This is a genomic window from Micromonospora citrea (genome assembly GCF_049629545.1).
In the GTDB taxonomy this organism is placed as follows: Bacteria; Actinomycetota; Actinomycetes; order Mycobacteriales; family Micromonosporaceae; genus Micromonospora; species Micromonospora citrea_A.
This window is the reverse complement of record NZ_JBNADX010000040.1, coordinates 18,170-34,795: the sequence shown is the minus strand read 5'-3', so window position 1 is coordinate 34,795 and position 16,626 is coordinate 18,170. Positions and strand designations below refer to the sequence as shown.

General features: G+C 74.5%; 18 protein-coding genes. 6 read left to right on the top strand and 12 right to left on the bottom strand.

Translation table 11 applies throughout. The annotated features are described in order from the left end of the window. Positions 1 to 24: 24 nt before the first annotated feature. Positions 25 to 510, bottom strand: a complete 486-nt coding sequence (locus ACPFP2_RS28355) for an Lrp/AsnC family transcriptional regulator (RefSeq protein WP_424093076.1) — start codon at positions 508 to 510, stop codon at positions 25 to 27. A gap of 146 nt (positions 511 to 656) precedes the next feature. On the opposite strand from ACPFP2_RS28355, the gene hppD reads away from it, so the two are divergent. The 4 genes from hppD to hisC are packed head-to-tail and all read left to right on the top strand — an operon-like array spanning position 657 to position 4,666. Beyond that, positions 657 to 1,856 carry a 4-hydroxyphenylpyruvate dioxygenase gene (gene hppD, locus ACPFP2_RS28350; protein ID WP_424093074.1) on the top strand — a complete coding sequence of 400 codons (1,200 nt, stop codon included), beginning with the start codon at positions 657 to 659 and terminating at the stop codon, positions 1,854 to 1,856. A gap of 10 nt (positions 1,857 to 1,866) precedes the next feature. Further along, positions 1,867 to 2,568 (top strand): RDD family protein, encoded by a 702-nt coding sequence (locus ACPFP2_RS28345; RefSeq protein ID WP_424093073.1) that lies wholly within the window; start codon positions 1,867 to 1,869, stop codon positions 2,566 to 2,568. Continuing rightward, the gene (locus tag ACPFP2_RS28340; protein ID WP_424093071.1) at positions 2,565 to 3,566 is read left to right on the top strand and encodes an RDD family protein; all 1,002 of its coding nucleotides are present in this window, start codon (positions 2,565 to 2,567) and stop codon (positions 3,564 to 3,566) included. Before ACPFP2_RS28345 ends, ACPFP2_RS28340 begins: the two co-directional genes overlap by 4 nt. Further along, positions 3,563 to 4,666 carry a histidinol-phosphate transaminase gene (gene hisC, locus ACPFP2_RS28335; RefSeq protein WP_424093069.1) on the top strand — a complete coding sequence of 368 codons (1,104 nt, stop codon included), beginning with the start codon at positions 3,563 to 3,565 and terminating at the stop codon, positions 4,664 to 4,666. Before ACPFP2_RS28340 ends, hisC begins: the two co-directional genes overlap by 4 nt. A gap of 30 nt (positions 4,667 to 4,696) precedes the next feature. Here hisC and ACPFP2_RS28330 read toward each other — a convergent pair whose 3' ends face one another. The 5 genes from ACPFP2_RS28330 to ACPFP2_RS28310 all read right to left on the bottom strand — a co-directional run bounded on the left by ACPFP2_RS28330 (position 4,697) and on the right by ACPFP2_RS28310 (position 9,227). Beyond that, positions 4,697 to 5,947: a PQQ-binding-like beta-propeller repeat protein gene (locus tag ACPFP2_RS28330; RefSeq protein WP_424093067.1), complete on the bottom strand. Its 1,251-nt coding sequence runs from the start codon at positions 5,945 to 5,947 to the stop codon at positions 4,697 to 4,699. A gap of 180 nt (positions 5,948 to 6,127) precedes the next feature. Continuing rightward, positions 6,128 to 6,610, bottom strand: a complete 483-nt coding sequence (locus ACPFP2_RS28325; protein WP_424093066.1) for an SRPBCC family protein — start codon at positions 6,608 to 6,610, stop codon at positions 6,128 to 6,130. 117 nt (positions 6,611 to 6,727) lie between these two features. Further along, positions 6,728 to 6,937, bottom strand: coding sequence for a DUF397 domain-containing protein (locus ACPFP2_RS28320; protein ID WP_424093064.1), 210 nt, complete (start codon positions 6,935 to 6,937; stop codon positions 6,728 to 6,730). Between the two features lie 162 nt (positions 6,938 to 7,099). Continuing rightward, a complete protein-coding gene (fahA, locus tag ACPFP2_RS28315; protein ID WP_424093062.1) occupies positions 7,100 to 8,299 on the bottom strand; it encodes a fumarylacetoacetase in 1,200 nt (399 codons plus the stop codon). Positions 8,300 to 8,375: 76 nt separating this feature from the next. Continuing rightward, a complete protein-coding gene (locus ACPFP2_RS28310; RefSeq protein ID WP_424093060.1) occupies positions 8,376 to 9,227 on the bottom strand; it encodes a hypothetical protein in 852 nt (283 codons plus the stop codon). A gap of 94 nt (positions 9,228 to 9,321) precedes the next feature. Here ACPFP2_RS28310 and ACPFP2_RS28305 point away from each other — a divergent pair, with 94 nt between their 5' ends. Then, a complete protein-coding gene (locus ACPFP2_RS28305) occupies positions 9,322 to 10,488 on the top strand; it encodes a homogentisate 1,2-dioxygenase (protein WP_424093059.1) in 1,167 nt (388 codons plus the stop codon). A gap of 51 nt (positions 10,489 to 10,539) precedes the next feature. Here the strand turns inward: ACPFP2_RS28305 and ACPFP2_RS28300 are convergent, their stop codons facing one another. From ACPFP2_RS28300 to ACPFP2_RS28285, 4 genes are read right to left on the bottom strand one after another with little or no spacing between them, the layout of a single operon-like run. Further along, a complete protein-coding gene (locus ACPFP2_RS28300) occupies positions 10,540 to 11,529 on the bottom strand; it encodes a tetratricopeptide repeat protein (RefSeq protein WP_424093057.1) in 990 nt (329 codons plus the stop codon). Continuing rightward, positions 11,526 to 12,020 carry a 2-C-methyl-D-erythritol 2,4-cyclodiphosphate synthase gene (gene ispF / locus ACPFP2_RS28295; RefSeq protein ID WP_424093055.1) on the bottom strand — a complete coding sequence of 165 codons (495 nt, stop codon included), beginning with the start codon at positions 12,018 to 12,020 and terminating at the stop codon, positions 11,526 to 11,528. The genes ACPFP2_RS28300 and ispF overlap by 4 nt, the downstream gene beginning before the upstream one ends. 16 nt (positions 12,021 to 12,036) lie before the next feature. After that, entirely contained in the window at positions 12,037 to 12,732 is a 696-nt protein-coding gene (ispD, locus tag ACPFP2_RS28290) for a 2-C-methyl-D-erythritol 4-phosphate cytidylyltransferase (RefSeq protein WP_424093053.1), read from the bottom strand. 53 nt (positions 12,733 to 12,785) lie between these two features. Next, positions 12,786 to 13,271, bottom strand: coding sequence for a CarD family transcriptional regulator (locus ACPFP2_RS28285; RefSeq protein ID WP_007073334.1), 486 nt, complete (start codon positions 13,269 to 13,271; stop codon positions 12,786 to 12,788). 327 nt (positions 13,272 to 13,598) lie between these two features. Here ACPFP2_RS28285 and ACPFP2_RS28280 point away from each other — a divergent pair, with 327 nt between their 5' ends. Then, positions 13,599 to 14,315 (top strand): hypothetical protein, encoded by a 717-nt coding sequence (locus ACPFP2_RS28280; RefSeq protein ID WP_424093050.1) that lies wholly within the window; start codon positions 13,599 to 13,601, stop codon positions 14,313 to 14,315. Positions 14,316 to 14,333: 18 nt separating this feature from the next. Here the strand turns inward: ACPFP2_RS28280 and ACPFP2_RS28275 are convergent, their stop codons facing one another. Both ACPFP2_RS28275 and ACPFP2_RS28270 read right to left on the bottom strand, forming a co-directional pair. Then, on the bottom strand, positions 14,334 to 15,383 hold the full coding sequence (locus ACPFP2_RS28275; protein WP_424093049.1) for a type III polyketide synthase: 1,050 nt from the start codon (positions 15,381 to 15,383) through the stop codon (positions 14,334 to 14,336). A gap of 35 nt (positions 15,384 to 15,418) precedes the next feature. Then, entirely contained in the window at positions 15,419 to 16,585 is a 1,167-nt protein-coding gene (locus ACPFP2_RS28270) for an acyl-CoA dehydrogenase family protein (protein WP_424093047.1), read from the bottom strand. Positions 16,586 to 16,626: the final 41 nt, after the last annotated feature.

The window sequence follows — 16,626 nt, the reverse complement described above, 5'->3', positions numbered from 1 at the left end:
AGGGAGGGAGGGAGGGGGAGGGGGTTAGTGGGTGGCGGAGTGGGTTAGGGGGAGGGTGCGGTAGGGGATCTGTTCGGCCAGGGCGATGATCGTGGAGGCGCGGCGGATGCCGTCGTAGCTGACGATCTGGTCGATGACGCGTTGCAGGTCGCTGTTGGAGCGGGCCACGATCCGGCAGAGCAGGTCGCTGGCGCCGGTGATGGTGTGCGCCTCCAGCACCTCCGGGATGGCCGCCAGGTGAGCGGTGACCGCGTCGTGCCCGTGCCGCTGGCTGATCTCCAGGGTGACGAAGCTGGTCACCGCGAACCCGATCGCGGTCGGCGAGATCTCCGGCCCGAAGCCGCGGATCACCCCGCGATCGACCAGCTTGTCCAGCCGGGCCTGGGCGGTGCCGCGGGCCACCCCGAGCCGGCGGGAGCACTCCAGCACCCCGATCCTCGGCTCGTCGGCGAGCAACTGGATCAAGCGGGCGTCGAGTTCGTCGAGCTGTACATCCTGTCCAGCATTCATGTTCTAACACTCTACTGAATGTGCAAGCTGACCAGCGGAATCAGTGACGGTTGCCCAGTGCGGCGGGTCACCGCGATCCTGCCCGGAAGAACAACCGGACCACCGCGACGGCCCACGAGGCCGGCCGGTACGCAAGGGAGGCCACCATGACCCAGGCGATCGACCGACCGACCGACGACGTCGACATCGACCGGCTCGTCGGCGCGGTCGACCACGACATCAGCCACGACCCGTTCCCGGTCAAGGGCCTGGACCACGTCCACTTCCTGGTCGGCAACGCCAAGCAGGCCGCGCACTACTACTCCACCGCCTTCGGCATGACCTGCGTCGCGTACCGGGGGCCGGAGCAGGGGCACCGGGACCACGCCCAGTACGTGCTGACCAGCGGCTCCGCCCGGTTCGTGCTGACCGGCGCGGTCCGCCCGGACGCCGAGGGCGCCGAGCACGTCGCGAAGCACAGCGACGGCGTCTCCGACATCGCGCTGGAGGTGCCGGACGTCGACGCCGCGTACGCCCACGCCCTCGACCAGGGCGCGACCGGCCTGGTCGAGCCGCACGACGTCAGCGACGAGCACGGCACCGTCCGGCTGGCCGCCATCGCCGCGTACGGCGACACCCGGCACACCCTGGTCGACCGCTCCCGCTACCGCGGCCCGTTCCTGCCCGGCTTCGTCGCCCGCCGCCCGATCGTGGACCGGCAGCCGATGATCGACGCCGGCCTCCAGCCGAAGCGCTTCTTCCAGGCCGTCGACCACGTGGTCGGCAACGTCGAGCTCGGCCGGATGGACGAGTGGGTGGAGTTCTACAAGCGGGTCATGGGCTTCTCGAACATGGCCGAGTTCATCGGCGACGACATCGCCACCGACTACTCGGCGCTGATGAGCAAGGTCGTCGCCAGCGGCACCCGCAAGGTGAAGTTCCCGCTCAACGAGCCGGCCATCGCCCGGAAGAAGTCGCAGATCGACGAGTACCTGGAGTTCTACCAGGGTCCGGGCGCCCAGCACATCGCCGTGGCCACCAACGACATCCTGGCCAGCGTCGACGCGATGCGCGCCGCCGGCGTCGAGTTCCTGGAGACCCCCGACTCGTACTACGACGACCCGGAGCTGCGCGCCCGGATCGGCAAGGTGCGGGTGCCGATCGAGGAGCTGAAGGCCCGCAAGATCCTGGTCGACCGGGACGAGGACGGCTACCTGCTCCAGATCTTCACCAAGCCGGTGCAGGACCGCCCGACCGTCTTCTTCGAGCTGATCGAGCGGCACGGCTCGCTCGGCTTCGGCAAGGGCAACTTCAAGGCCCTCTTCGAGGCGATCGAGCGGGAGCAGGAGAAGCGCGGCAACCTGTAACACTGTCGGCGTGACGCAGCCTCCGACGTACCCGACGCCGCCGGCCGGTGGGCAGCCGCCCGCCGCCGGCGGCTTCGCGCCGCCCGCCGGCCCCACCCCCCAGGGGTACGCGGTCCCCCCGCAGTACGCCCCGCCGGGCTGGGCCCCGCCGCCGGGACACTTCGCGCCGCCCTACAAGGTGCCGCCGCCGGCCCTCGCCCCGAACGGCCAGCCGCTCGCCAGCTTCGGCGACCGGCTGCTGGCGGTGCTGATCGACGGGCTGGTCCTGATGGGGGCCATGATGGTGGTGATCGTGCCGGCGGTGATCGTCTTCTTCGTGACGGTGCTGCCGGACCTGACCGACACCACGGCCGACGGCAGCTACGTCGAGCCGGACCCGTTCGCCGGCTTCCTGCTCCCCTTCCTGGCCCTGGAGGCCGGGATCTTCCTGTTCGCCATCGGCGTCACCTACGTCTTCCACGTGGAGATGATGTTCAAGACCGGCCAGACCCTGGGCAAGCGGGTGATGAAGCTGCGCGTGGTGCCGGTCGACCCGGCCGGCACGCTGGACCGCAGGGCGGCCGCCAAGCGCTGGCTCGCCCACCAGGTCGGCGGGTCGTTCATCCCCGGCTTCAGCTACCTCGACGGGCTCTGGCAACTCTGGGACAAGCCCTGGCAGCAGTGCCTCCACGACAAGTTCGCCCGGACCGTCGTCGTTAAGGTTGCTCCGTGAGCGTGCAACCCGGCTGGTACGTCGACCCCGCCGACCCGGACACCCGACGCTGGTGGGACGGTGAGGGCTGGCTCGGCGCGCCGATCCCGGTGGACGTCACGCCCCCGGAGGGGCCGCCGCCGGCCGAGCCCGCCCCGCCGGCCGAGCCGCCCGCCGGCCAGCCGACGACGCCCGCCCCCGCCCGGCCCGCCGGGGCAGCGCCACCCGCTCCGGGGCAACCGCCCACCTGGCCGCAGGGCCCGGGGCAACCGCCCACCGGGTGGCCGCAGGGCCAGGGGCAGCCGCCCGGATGGCCGCCCGCCCCCGGGCAGCCGCCCGGCGGATGGCCGCAGGGCCAGGGCCCGGGGTACCCCCAGGGGCCGCCGCCCGGCTGGCCGGGCCGCCCGCCACTGCCCCGCCCGCACGGGCTGCCGCTGGCCTCGTACGGGGCGCGGCTGGTCGCCCGCATGATCGACATCGGCATCCTGTTCCTGCTCAACGTGCTGGCCAACGGCATCTTCGTCTGGCGCTGGTGGCAGGAGGTCTCGCCCTACCTGAGCGAGGCGTGGCGGCGCGCGATGGCCGGCGACACCTCGCAGGAAGGGCTGCCCACGGTCAGCGCGCAGGCCGAGGGGCTGGTGATCGTCATGCTGCTGATCACCACCGCGCTCTGGTTCGCGTACGAGGTGCCCTCGACGGCGTCGCACGGGCAGACCTTCGGCAAGCGGCTGATGGGCGTCCGGGTGGTGCCGGTCGAGGCCGACCAGCCGCTCGGCTTCGGCCGCGCCATGCGCCGGTGGAGCACCCTGGGCCTGCCCACGCTGCTCTGGTACTGCCTCTGCTTCGGCCTGCTCCTCCAGTTCGTCGACGCGGTCTCCGCCCTCTTCGACCACCCGCTCCGCCAGGCGCTGCACGACAAGCGCGCCCAGACCGTGGTGGTGCAGCTGCCGCGATCCGGCGACGACGCCACCCGTACCGCCCCGCACGACCGTGCCGACTCCCCGGGAGACACCCCATGACCGACACCGGACGTCACCAGCCCGCACTGCGGCTGACCCGCGCCGACCTCGACGCGCTGCCCAACTACGTGCCGGGCCGCAGCCCCGCCGACCTCGCCCGCGAGCTGGGCCTGGACGAGGCGATCAAGCTGGCCAGCAACGAGGTCCCGTACGGCCCGCTGCCCGGCGTGGTGGAGGCGGTCACCGAGGCGGTCGCCGGCTCGCACCGGTACCCGGACATGGGCGTGGTGGCGCTGCGCCGGGCGCTCGCCGACCGGTACGGCGTGGACGCCGACCGGATCGCCACCGGCTGCGGGTCGGTGGCGCTGGCCGAGCACCTGGTCCGGGCCACCTGCCTGCCCGGCGACGAGCTGCTCTACTCGTGGCGGTCGTTCGAGGCGTACCCGATCATCGCGGCGACCAGCGGCGCGACCAGCGTGCGGGTGCCCAACGACGCCGGGCACGGTCACGACCTGGCGGCGATGGCCGCGGCGGTGACCGACCGGACCCGGATGGTGCTGGTCTGCAACCCGAACAACCCCACCGGCACGGCGGTACGCCGGGCGGAGCTGGACCGCTTCCTCGACGCGGTCGGCGAGGACGTGCTGGTCGTCATCGACGAGGCGTACCGCGAGTTCGTCACCGACCCGGAGGTGCCGGACGGCCTGACCTACCTGGACCGGCCCAACGTGGTGGTGCTGCGGACGCTGTCCAAGGCGTGGGGCCTGGCCGGCCTGCGGATCGGCTGGATGGCCGCGAGCCCCCAGGTCGCCGCCGCCGTCCGCAAGGTGGTCACCCCCTTCTCCACCAGCATGGCCGCCCAGGCGGGCGCGCTGGCCGCGCTGGCCCAGGCCGACGAGGTCGAGCGCCGCTGCGCGCTGGTCGTCGCCGAGCGGGACCGGGTCACCGAGGCGCTGCGCAAGCTGCTCCCGGACGTGCCGTCCAGCCAGGCCAACTTCGTCTGGCTGCCGCTGGGCGACCGGGCGGTGGAGTTCGGCAAGGCGTGCGAGGCGCGCGGCGTGATCGTCCGGCCGTTCGCCGGCGACGGGGTCCGGGTCACCATCGGCACCCCGGCCGAGAACGACGCCTTCCTGGCCGTCGCCGAGGCGGCGCTGGCCTGACCCGTCGGGAGAGGGCTCGTCGCGGCCGGCTCAGGTCGCGGCGAGCACCACCGGCTCGGCCATCAGGAAGTACGCCTGGTCGTCGTCGTCCGGGCCGGCCCGCTCGCGCAGCCGCTCGACGGCCAGGTAGCCGTCGGCCGCGTACGCCAGCCCGGGCACCCAGCCGATCCCGTCCTGCCCGACGGTCAGCGGGAAGCGGGACCGCTGCGCGCCCGTCGTCGGGTCCAGGGTGACCAGGTCCCGCTGGTCGGTGAGCACATGCACCCGCCCGGGCTCGATCGCGAGCACCCGTACCCGGCCGAGGTCGCCGCGCCGCCACCGTTCCTTGCCGGTGCGGGCCGCCCAGCCCTTCAGCACACCGCCGTCGTCGCCGACCGCGATCTCACCGACGAGAGTGCTGTCACCGGCGTCCAGGGTGGGCGCGGGGACCGGCTCACCGGCGCCGAGCAGCCAGCCCCGGCCGGCCGCGTCGCCCGGGGCGGAGGTCCGCAACCCCCGGCACTGCGAGCGGGGGGTCAGGCAGCCGAGCGGGGTGACGACCGGCTCCGCCCCGGCGGCCGGCGGACGCCAGCGGGTCAGCACCGCGCCGGTGGCCACGTCGCGGAACTCCACCGTGGCCGCCGTACAGGTGTCGAGGGTCGCGACCCGACCGTCGGCCGTGGTGCCCAGGTCGGTGCGGCAGCCGGCGGGACCGTCGGCCCGCCACAGCTCGCGCCCGTCGGCCAGCGCGTACCCGCGCAGCCGTCCCTCGCCGGAGACGACCAGCACCGCCCGGCCGTCCGCGCCGGACGCCACGAAGATTCCCTGCGGGTCCCACACCACGCCCGCCCCGGTGCGCCGGGCGGTGAACCCCGCGCCGGGCGTCGGGCCGTCGGCCCGCCAGGCCACCTCTCCGGTACGCCCGTCCAGCGCCACCAGTTTCCCGTCGGACCACCGGGTGAGCACCGTGGAGCCGGTCGCCAGCACCCCGTTGACCTGCGCCGGCCAGCGCCGGTACGACCAGTACGGGGTGACCCGGTGCCGGCTGTCGGCGGGCCGGTCGGCGTAGACCTGGCGCTGCGCCGCGTACACCCGCAGCCGGCCCTCGACGATCAGCGGCGCGACCGGCAGCCGGCCGATCACGCCGATGGCCGGGGTGACCGGCGGCGGCAGCGTGCCCCGGGCCGGGGTGACCACCTCGGCGGGCGCGAGCACCCGGTAGCCGACGGCGGCGACCGCCCCGAGGGCGAGCAGCGCCGCCACGGCGACCACGATCCGTCGCCGCCCCTTCGGGACACCCATGCGCACCTCCGCCCGGCACCCTACCCAGACCGGCTCCCCGGGACCCGGTCAGGTCGCGGCGCGGCCGACCGAACGGATGGCAGGCCCTCGCCGGACCCGGACGCCAGGCGGGGCGAGCACCGCACCGGCGGACCTGGGTGGGCGTCCTCCGGCCCGGCCCCGGCGGTGCCGCCGGTCGGCTCAGGCGGCCGCCACCCCGTCGGCACGGGTGGCGGCGGTGGCGAGGTCGGCGAGGTCCCGCCGGATGGCGCCCTCGACCGCGCGGGCGGCCAACCCGCCGAAGAGCAGCGCCAGCACCCGCCCGTACGGGGCGGTCGGCACCGCCTGGTGCTCGACGGTGACCGCGGTGCAGCCCCGGCCGCGCCGGCGCACCGTGCGCAGGCTCCAGGTGATCCGGTAGTCGACCCCGATGCCGGGCGAGCTGAGCAGCAGGCGGTGCGGCGGTTCCGCCTCCAGCACCACGAACTCCTCGGCCTGGTCGCCGCCGTCGGGGCGGGTGCGGATCTCCCGCCAGGCGGTGCCGGGACCGAACGGCCCCGTGGTCAGCGGATCGACCCCGCCGACCGTACGCAGCCAGGCCGCCCGGACGGGCAGGTCGACCAGGAGCGCCCACACGTCGTCGGCCGGCGCCTCGATGAACTCGGTGACCGTGACCGTCGACATGGCGACACCTCCCGTGCCGTCCACCGTACGGCGAGTGAGGGTCCCACGGGGGTCCGGAGATGGAATTTCCGTCGCCGGTGCCCGGACAGGGCACCGGCGAAGACGTCCCGGGCCCGGTCAGGGCTGGAACCCCCCGAGGCGGATCGCCTCGACGAACGCCGCCCAGCCCGGCGGGCCGACGACGAGCGCCGGCCCGTCCGGGTCCTTGGAGTCGCGTATCCCGACGACGCCGTGGCTGCGTACGAGGTTGTCCGCCACCTCCACACAGAGCCCCTGGTCGTTCGAGCGACTGCTGGTGCGCCAGACCGCGCCCACGAGATCGTTCATGCTCGTACCTCCTGTCCGCTGGGACGCGCCACGCCCGGACGGACCCACCACCGGCGGGACGGCAGGTGGTGGGGGCAGGACGTGGCGACGGAATCCGGTTGATCAAACGCGGCAGGAGCGGTCGCCGGTCGGACAGCGGGTGCGACCGGCGAAGACGGAACGTCAGCGGGCCGGCAGGATCCGCCCGGTCACCTCGCCCAGGGCGATCGTGGTGCCGTCGGGGCCGGGGGCGGTGGCCCGGACGGTGACGGTGTCGCCGTCCTCCAGGAAGGTGCGGGTCTCGCCGCCACCGACCTTGACCGGCTCGGTCCCGCCCCAGGTGAGTTCCAGGAACGAGCCGACCTGGTGGCGTTCGGGGCCGGAGACGGTGCCGGAGGCGTAGAGGTCCCCGGTACGCAGCGAGGCGCCGTTGACGGTGAGGTGGGCGAGCTGCTGGGCGGGCGTCCAGTACATGGTGGCGAAGGGCGGCTCGGCCACCCGCTCGCCGTTCCACTCCACCGCCATCCGCAGGTCGAGCCCCAGGTGCGGGGTGTGGCGCAGGTAGTCCTGAACCGGCGGGTCCTGCTCCGGCGCCGGCACGAACGCGTCGGCGAGCGCGTCGAGCGGGGTCACCCAGGCCGAGACCGAGGTGGCGAAGGACTTGCCGAGGAACGGGCCGAGGGGCTGGTACTCCCAGGCCTGGATGTCCCGGGCGGACCAGTCGTTGACCAGCACCACCCCGAAGACGTGGTCGGCGAAGTCGGCCGCGGCGACCCGGTCGCCGAGCGCGCTCGGCACGCCGACCACGAAGCCGACCTCCGCCTCGATGTCGAGGCGTACCGAGGGGCCGAAGGTGGGGCCCTGCGGCGTGGCGCGCTGCCCGGTGGGGCGGACGATCGGAGCACCGGAGACGACCACGGTGCCGGCCCGGCCGTGGTAGCCGATCGGCAGGTGCTTCCAGTTCGGCAGCAGCGGCGGCTGGCCGGGGCGGAAGATCTGGCCCACGTTCGAGGCGTGGCGCTCGGAGGAGTAGAAGTCGACGTAGTCGGCGACGTCGAACGGGAGCAGCAGCTCCACCTCGCCGAGCGGCACCAGCAGCGGCTGCACCTCGGCCCGGTGGGCGGGCTCGCTGAGCAGCTCGACGATCCGCTGCCGTACCGCCGTCCACTGGGGACGGCCCAGCGCCATGAAGTCGTTGAGGGTGGGGCGGCCCAGCGCGCCGGCCGCGAGGACCAGCCCGGCCTCCTCCGCCCCCGCCAGGTCGAGCACGTGGTCGGCGATGCGTACGCCGATCCGGGGCTCGCGCCCGTCGTGCCGGAACACCCCGTACGGCAGGTTGGTCACCCCGTACGGCGAACCGTCCGCACCATCTACCCAGCTCATGCCGACACTCCGCTCCGCTGCGTGCCGCCATGAGGCACCACGGCACCGCACCCGATGATTCGCTCGCTCCGCTCGCTCATGCCTCGTACCCCCCGTTCACCAGCCCCAGCCGGATCAGATCGGTCAGTGGATCCCGCACGCTGCACGAGCCGAAGCCGACCCAGAGCGGCCGCGGGTCGTCGCGCCGGGAGCGGGCCTGCTCGACCAGCGGCAGCGGGTCGGTCGCGGCGAGCAACGCGGCGACGGTGTCCACCTCGGCGCCCCCGGCGGCGGCCAGGGTGGCGGCGAGCACGTTGCCGAAGCCGTGGTGGGTGAAGCCGGTCTCCGGGTCGAGGTGGCGCACCGCGTGGTGCAGCCCGGCGGTCAGCTTGAACGGCAGCTCCCGGTCCCGGCAGGCGCAGATGACGGCGGCCAGCTCGACCGGGGTCGGGAACAGCTCGGCGGCCAGCCCGCCGGTGCGGAACTTGGCCGCGACCGGCAGCCCGGCGGCCCGCGCCTCGGCGACGGTGTCCAGCGCGCCCAGCAGGCCGAAGGTCAGCGGGATCTCGGCGTAGACGTCGAGGCCCCACGATTCGGCGAGCTTCAGCAGCGCGGCGAGCCCCGGCTGCGGGTCCTCCCCGCGCCGGGCGACCGCCACCTCGACCTGCCGGGCGGTGATCCGGTCCTCGGCGAGCAGGGACAGCGCGGCGGGCAGCCCGTCGATCCCGGTGTCGCCGATCAGCCCGACGACTCCACCGGCCATGCCGTCCAGCGCGGCGTCGTCGACGGCGGACGCGGGGACCAGCAGCGGGCCGACCAGGTCGGCGTACCAGGCGGCGCGGTGGCCGCGGTGGGCGGCGACCGCGTCGGGCAGCGACGCGCTGCCGGGCGGGAAGACGGCGGCGTCGTCGACCAGGCCGGCGAAGAGGTGGGGGACGTGCGTTGACACGAGACAAGAATCTACGGGACGCTACAAGGAACGGACAACAGCGTCCGATTATCGGACGCGCCCGGCCGGTGAACGGGACATAACGGGAGGCGACATGCCCTACTACCGCAGCGTCGGCGAGGTGCCCCGCAAACGGCACACCCAGTTCCGTCAGCCCGACGGCAGCCTGTACGCCGAGGAGCTGATGGGCCAGGAGGGCTTCTCCTCCGACTCGTCCCTGCTCTACCACCGGCACGCGCCCACCGCGATCGTCGCCGCCGAGGAGTTCACCCCGCCCGCGTACACCCGGGTCCCGAACCTCCCCCTCAAGCCGCGCCACCTGCGTACCCACAAGCTCGACGGCTCCGGCGCCGACCCGGTCCTCGGCCGGCGCCACCTGCTCGCCAACGACGACGTCCGGATCGCGTACGTGCTGGCCGACCGGCCGTCCCCGCTGTACCGCAACGCCACCGGCGACGAGTGCCTCTACGTCGAGGCCGGCACCCTGCGGGTCGAGTCCACCTTCGGCGTGCTCGACGCGGTCGCCGGCGACTACGTGATCATTCCGACCTCGACCGTGCACCGGCTCGTCCCGACCGGCGACTCCCCCACCCGACTGCTCGCCGTCGAGGCCAACGGGCACATCGGCCCGCCGAAGCGCTACCTCTCCGTACGCGGCCAGTTCCTGGAGCACGCGCCGTACTGCGAGCGGGACGTCCGGGGGCCGGACGCGCCGCTGCTGGTCGACGACACCGACGTCGAGGTGCTGGTCCGCCACCGTCGCGGCTGGACGAAGCACGTGTACGCCCACCACCCGTTCGACGTGGTCGGCTGGGACGGGCACATGTACCCGTGGGCGTTCTCCATCCACGACTTCGAACCGATCACCGGCCGGATCCACCAGCCGCCGCCCGTGCACCAGACCTTCCAGGGCCCGAACTTCGTGATCTGCTCGTTCGTGCCACGCAAGGTGGACTACCACCCGGACGCCATCCCGGTGCCGTACAACCACCACAACGTCGACTCCGACGAGATGCTCTTCTACACCGGCGGCAACTACGAGGCCCGGCGCGGTTCCGGCATCGAGCAGGGCTCCATCTCGCTGCACCCGTCCGGCTTCACCCACGGGCCGCAGCCGGGCGCGGCGGAGCGCTCCATCGGTGTCGACTACTTCGACGAGCTGGCCGTCATGGTGGACACCTTCCGGCCGCTGGACCTCTGCGACGCGGCGGCGGAGTGCGAGGACGACGGGTACGCCTGGACCTGGGCGCGGCGTCCCTAGCGCGTCGGGCCCGGGTGGCGTCCCCCGGTCGTCGGGCCGGGGCGGGGGGCGTCAGCGGAACATGCGGGTGAGCACGGTCAGGCCGGCGGCGGTGACCACGGCGATCGCGGCGACCAGCGGCCACGGCGTGCCGACCAGGGCGTGCAGCAGGATCAGCAGCGGCCCCGCCAGCACCGCCTGGACCGCCAGCACCATCGGGCGGTCGGTGCGGCGCAGCTCCGGCAGGACCTCCCGGCGCAGCCCGGGCACCCGCGCGGCGAACCGCCAGAGGGCCAGCCCGACCGCGCCGGCCACCAGCACCGCGGCGACCCGGGACAGCCCGCCGGCCAGGGCGACCAGGAGGCTGCCGACCACCGTCCAGGCCCCGCCGGCCAGGACCAGCCGCCGGACGCCCTCCTCCACGGGCAGCGCCGCCGCCCGCGTCGGTTCCACCGTGTCCAGCTCGGAGACCCGTTCCAGCGCCTCGGCCCAACGCCGCCGCTCCAACCGGATCACACCCGGGTCCCGCCCGGCCTCGGCCAGCCCCGGGTCGAGCCGCAGCGCCTCCCGGTAGGCGCGCTCGGCGAGGTCGAACAGGTGCAGCCGGGCCGCGACCAGCGCCAGCACCAGGTGCGCCTGCGGCTCGTCGAGCGCCAACTCCACCCCGCGCCACGCCGCGTGCAGCGCCGGCTGCCCGTTGCGCGCCTCGGCCAGGATCCCGGCGGCGGCCCGCTGGGCGTACGGGTCGGCCGGCCCGACGGCGAGGATCCGGTCGGCGGTGACCGCCGCCTCGGCGTACCGCTCCAGGTCGGTGAGGGCGAAGGCGCGCGCCACCAGGGGTGCGACCGCGTCCGGCGCGGCGGCCGAGGCGGAGTCGGCGACGGCGAGCGCCTCGGCGGGACGCCCCGCCGCCAGGTGCACCCGGGCCAGCAGGGTCAGCACGGCCACGTCACCCGGGGCGGGGCCGGAGGTCAGCTCCTCGACGGCCTCGTCGTGCCGGCCCAGCTCGGCGAGGAGTTGCGCGCGGTGGAACGGGCCGTCCGCGTCGTCGTCACCGGTCACGGCAGCGCCCGGGTCGCCGGGGCGTCGTACACCAGGGCGACCGCGATGCCGGCCAGCCCCTCGCCGCGCCCGGTGAAGCCGAGCCCGTCGCTGGTGGCGGCGGTGACGGTGACCGGCGCACCGACCGCCTCGGAGAGCACCCGCTGCGCCTCCTCACGACGCGGCCCGATCTTCGGGCGGTTGCCGACCACCTGGACCGACACGTTGCCGATGGCGAAGCCGGCCGCCCGGACCCGACGGGCCGACTCGGTCAGCAGGGCCACCCCGGAGGCGCCGGCCCACTCCGGCTGGTCGACGCCGAAGTTGGCGCCCAGGTCGCCGAGACCGGCGGCGGAGAGCAGCGCGTTGCAGGCCGCGTGGGCCACCACGTCGGCATCGGAGTGACCGGCCAGGCCGTCCTCGCCCGGCCAGTGCAGCCCGGCCAGCCAGCAGGGCCGGCCGGTGGAGAAGGCGTGGATGTCGGTGCCGACGGCGACCCGAGGAACGATCATGGCCCGAGGGTACGCGTCAACGGCCGGTGGCCAGCAGGTGCTCGGCGAGCGCCAGGTCGAACGGGCGGGTGACCTTGAGCGCGTACTCCGAGCCGGGGACGCACCGGACCGGCACCCCCCGCTTCTCGACCAGGCCGGCGTCGTCGGTGAGCGGGTCACCGGCGGCGGCGTGCGCGGCGGTCAGCACCGCCCGGCGGAACCCCTGCGGGGTCTGCACCGCGCGCAGCGCGGAGCGGTCGACCGTGCCGAGGACGACCTCGTCGGCCCCGACCTCCTTGATCGTGTCGACCACGGGGAGCACCGGGATCACCGCGTCGTCGCCAGCGCGGACCGCCGCGGCCACCGACTCGACCAGTTCCGGCGGGGTGAGCGCCCGGGCCGCGTCGTGCACCAGCACGATCTGCGGCCCCGGCGGGACGACGGCCAGGGCGGCCGCCACGGACGCCTGCCGCTGGGCACCGCCCGGCACCACGACGACCGGCGCCACCGGGGCCAGCAGCTCCCGTACGGCGTCCACCTCGGCCGCCGGGGCGGCCACCACGATGGTGTGCACCGACGGCGCCGCCGCGATCCGGCGTACGGCGTGCACCAGCAGCGGTTCGCCGCCGAGCAGGCGGAGCGCCTTGGGGGCGCCCGGACCGAGGCGTACCCCGGCACCGGCCGCAGGAACGAGGACCGCGACGTCACCGCGCGGATTGAGCTGCGCGGTCACGTCGCGGTCCTCGGATTTCTTCGCTGCGGGGTGGGTACGACGATGCCGTGGAATCAGGCTTCGGTCAGCACCTTGTCGAGCAGCGTCTCCGCCTCGTCCTTGGTGCTCTTCTCGGCCAGCGCGACCTCGCCGACGAGAATGTCGCGGGCCTTGGCGAGCATGCGCTTCTCACCCGCGGACAGGCCCCGCTCCCGCTCCCGACGCCACAGGTCGCGGACGACCTCGGCGACCTTCAGCGGGTTGCCGGAGGCCAGCTTCTCCAGATTCGCCTTGTAACGCCGCGACCAGTTGGTCGGCTCCTCGGTGTGCGGTGCACGGAGCACGTCGAAGACCTTGCCGAGGCCCTCTTCGCCGACCACCTCGCGCACACCCACGATCTCGGCGTTCTCGGCGGGCACCCGGACCGTCAGGTCACCCTGCGCGACCCTCAGGACGAGGTACTGCTTAGGCTCGCCCTTGATGACCCGAGTCTCGATTGCCTCGATGAGTGCGGCCCCGTGGTGGGGGTAAACAACGGTCTCGCCGACACTGAAAACCATAGGTTCGAAACCCCTTTCGCTGTGTCTAGGGTAACACGCTCAGGCACCGATGTCCCACCGCTGTCCTGACCGTTGGCGCAGCTCAGGGGGCCTGTGAGAGGTCTTTCTTCAGCTTGACAGGCGGTCAAACCGATGGTTCGAACACGCTCCGTGACTGACGGATGACAACCCGGTACGGGTGATCGGAGCGTGGATTTCCAAGGCCGTGCGCATCTCCCATGGTATCCCGGTCCCGGCTCACGCGCCCAGGTCTGGCGGGAGGAGGGCCGGTGCGGGACGCTGGAGGCGTACCGCCGTCCGCTCGCGAGCCGCTTCCCTGGGGGTCCGATGGGCATGCCTGACGCAGAGGGCCACGGCCCACCCGAAGGACTGCCCGACCTGCCGCCGGAGTGGGGTCGGGTGGTCGTGCCGGACGACGCCTCCGCGCTCGCCCACGAGGCGGCCCAGCTCCGCCGCGAGCTGCGCCGCCGGTCCACCGCCACCCGCCGGCTCCGGCCGGCCCGGCGCTCCCCGCTCCACCTGCCGGCGGTGATCCTGCTGGTCGCGCTCCTCACCACCGTCGCCGGCCTGGCGGCCGTGACGTGGCCCCGGTCGCCCCGGAGCCCGGACCGGCCCACCGTGCTGCCCTACCCGTCGTCGTCCGAGCCGCCCGTGCTGACCGGCCGGCCGCTGCCGGCGCTCGACCTCGTCGACGTCGACGAGTCGCCGGTGCCGCTGCGCGGCCTGCTCCCCGCGATGATCATCCTGGTGGACGCCTGCGTCTGCGCCGCGCAGGTCGCCGCAGCGGCCGGCGCGGCACCCGAGGGCGTCTCCGTCGTCACGGTCACCGGCGGCCGTACGGTCGCCCCCACCCCGGCCGCCGGCGGCCGGGTCACCGCCCTCGCCGACCCGGCCGGTGGCCTGCGCGACGCGCTGCGCCTCGCACCCCGCCCCGACACGGCCGTCGCACTGCTGGTCGACCGGACCGGCACGGTGGTACGCGTGCTGCCCGCCCTGGACACCGCCGACGACTACCGCGCCGACCTGACCCGCCTCGCCGCCTGACCGCCCCGGGCGGGTGGGTCAGGCGCGTTCGAGCAGGGCGGCGTAGAGGGTGAGGCCCGGGCCGAAGGCGAGCATCACGATCCGTCGCGGCGGCGCCTCACCGCGCAGCAGCCGGTCCAGGATCAGCAGCACCGTCGGGGACGAGCAGTTCCCGTGCTCGTCCAGGACGGCCCGCGAGGCGGCCAGCCCCTCCGGCGGCAGGGCCAGCTCACGCTCCACCACGTTGAGGATGCGCGGACCGCCCGGATGGACCGCCCAGCCGTCCACCTCGGCGACGCTCGTGCCGTGCCGGGCCAGCAGGTCGTCGACCAGGCCCCGGACGTGGGTGGAGAGCACCTGCGGCACCTTCGGCGACAGACCCATCCGGAAACCGGTGTCGGTGACGTCCCAGGTCATGTGGTCGGCGGTGGAGGTGTCGGTGACCGAGGTGACCTCACGTACCCGGTACCCGCCCGCCGCCCCCGGCACGATCACGGCGGCGACCGCCGCGTCGGAGAAGAGCGCGTGCGAGACGATCTGCTGGGTGTCCATCCTGGCCGTGGCCGGCTGGATGTGCAGGCTGGTCAGCTCGGCGCAGAGCAGCAGCGCCGGCCGCCCCCGCGCGGTGACGAAGTCGCTCGCCGCGCCCAGCCCCGGCAGGGCCGCGTAACAGCCCATGTGGCCGACGAACATCCGCTGCGTGTCCGGGGCCATGCCGAGGTCCCGGGCGAGCAGGATGTCCAGCCCCGGGGTGGCGTACCCGGTGCAGGAGCAGACGACGAAGAGACCGACGTCCCCGGCGTCCAGGCCGGCGGCGGTCAACGCCCGGCCCACCGCCTCCTTGCCCAGCGGCAGCGCCTCGACCTGGTAGCGCCGCATCCGGCGCTCGGTCGGCCAGTCCGAGACGTCCTCCAGCAGCGGGTTGACCGCCGCCTGCCGACGGGACACCCCCGAGTTGGCGAAGATCCGCTCGGCCAACGCCCGGGTGGCGCCCGAGAAGTGCCGGGAGAAGAAGCCCTCCCAGAGTTCGTCCTGCGCGGCGGCCGGCGGTTGCGCCGTACCGAGACCCGCGATCACTGGCACGGCCATGTCCCCCACCTCTCGTCCGGTCCTGCCTGCCCGCCCTACCAACGAGGAGCCGATCCGTCCCGGTCCGGGTCGCCGCCCGACACCGCCACGCCCAGCCAGTCCGCGCAGACGTCCGAGGTGGCCGGGTGCAGCGAGCCGCACCGGGCGTCCCGGTACAGCCGCTCCAGGGGATGACCCCGCCGGGTCGCCGAGGTGCCCGCCGCCTCCAGCACCGAGGCGGCCACGTCGGCCGCGGTCGTGCCGGCGAGCAGCTTGGCCCGCCACACCCAGCGGTTCGTCTCGGCGTCCCCCGGGGCGTCGTCGACCCGGCGGGCCGCCTCGGCCACCACCAGGCCGGCCGCCGCCACCGCGGCGTCGGCCCGACCCAGCCGCCCCCGCACCGCCGGCAGGCCGGCGAGGCTGCGCGCGTTCAGGTGCTCGACGGCGGCGTCGACCGCCGCGCGGGCGACCCCGACGTAGACGGCGGCGTAGCTGGCCACCAGCCAGTGCGGCATCAGCTGGGCGACCACCAGGGCCAGCCCCTCCACGCCACCGAGCAACCGGTCGGCCGGGACGGTGACGTCCAGGTGCAGGTCGTGCGAGGAGGTGGCGCGCATGCCGAGCGAGTCCCAGGTCGGCTCGACGGTCAGCCCCTCGCCGGCCGGGACCAGGAACTGCGAGACGGTCGACTGGTCGGCGGCGCTGCGGGCGGCCACCAGGTAGCCGTCGGCGTGCCCGGCCCCGGAGCAGAACGTCTTCGCGCCCTTGAGGCGCCACCCGCCGTCGACCGGCTCGTAGACGGTGCTGAGCCGGGACAGCCGGGCGCCCGCGCCGCGTTCGCTCATCGCCACCGCGTACCAGGAGCCCTCGGCGGCCGCGCGGAGCAGGCGGTCCCGGGCAGCCAGCGCCTCCTCCGGTACGCCCAGCGCCTCGGCCACCTCCTCGGTGACCGCGCCCAGCGCGCCGGTGACCGAGGCGTGCATGTTGAACACCAGCGCGGTGGCGCCGTTGCCCCGGGCCAGCTCCGTCGCGACCGCCGTGTACTCGGCGAAGGTCGCGCCCAGGCCACCCAGCTCACGGGGGACCATCAGGCCGAACAGCCCGGCCTCGCGCAGGTCGGCGAAGTCGTCGACCGGGAACGAGCCGTCCCGGTCGTGCCGGGCGGCCCGCGCGGCGAACCGGGGCGCCAACCGGCGGGCAGCCTCCAGCGCGTGCACCGTCATGTCGCTCCCCTCTCGGCGTCCCCACTACCCTCGCCCGGGTC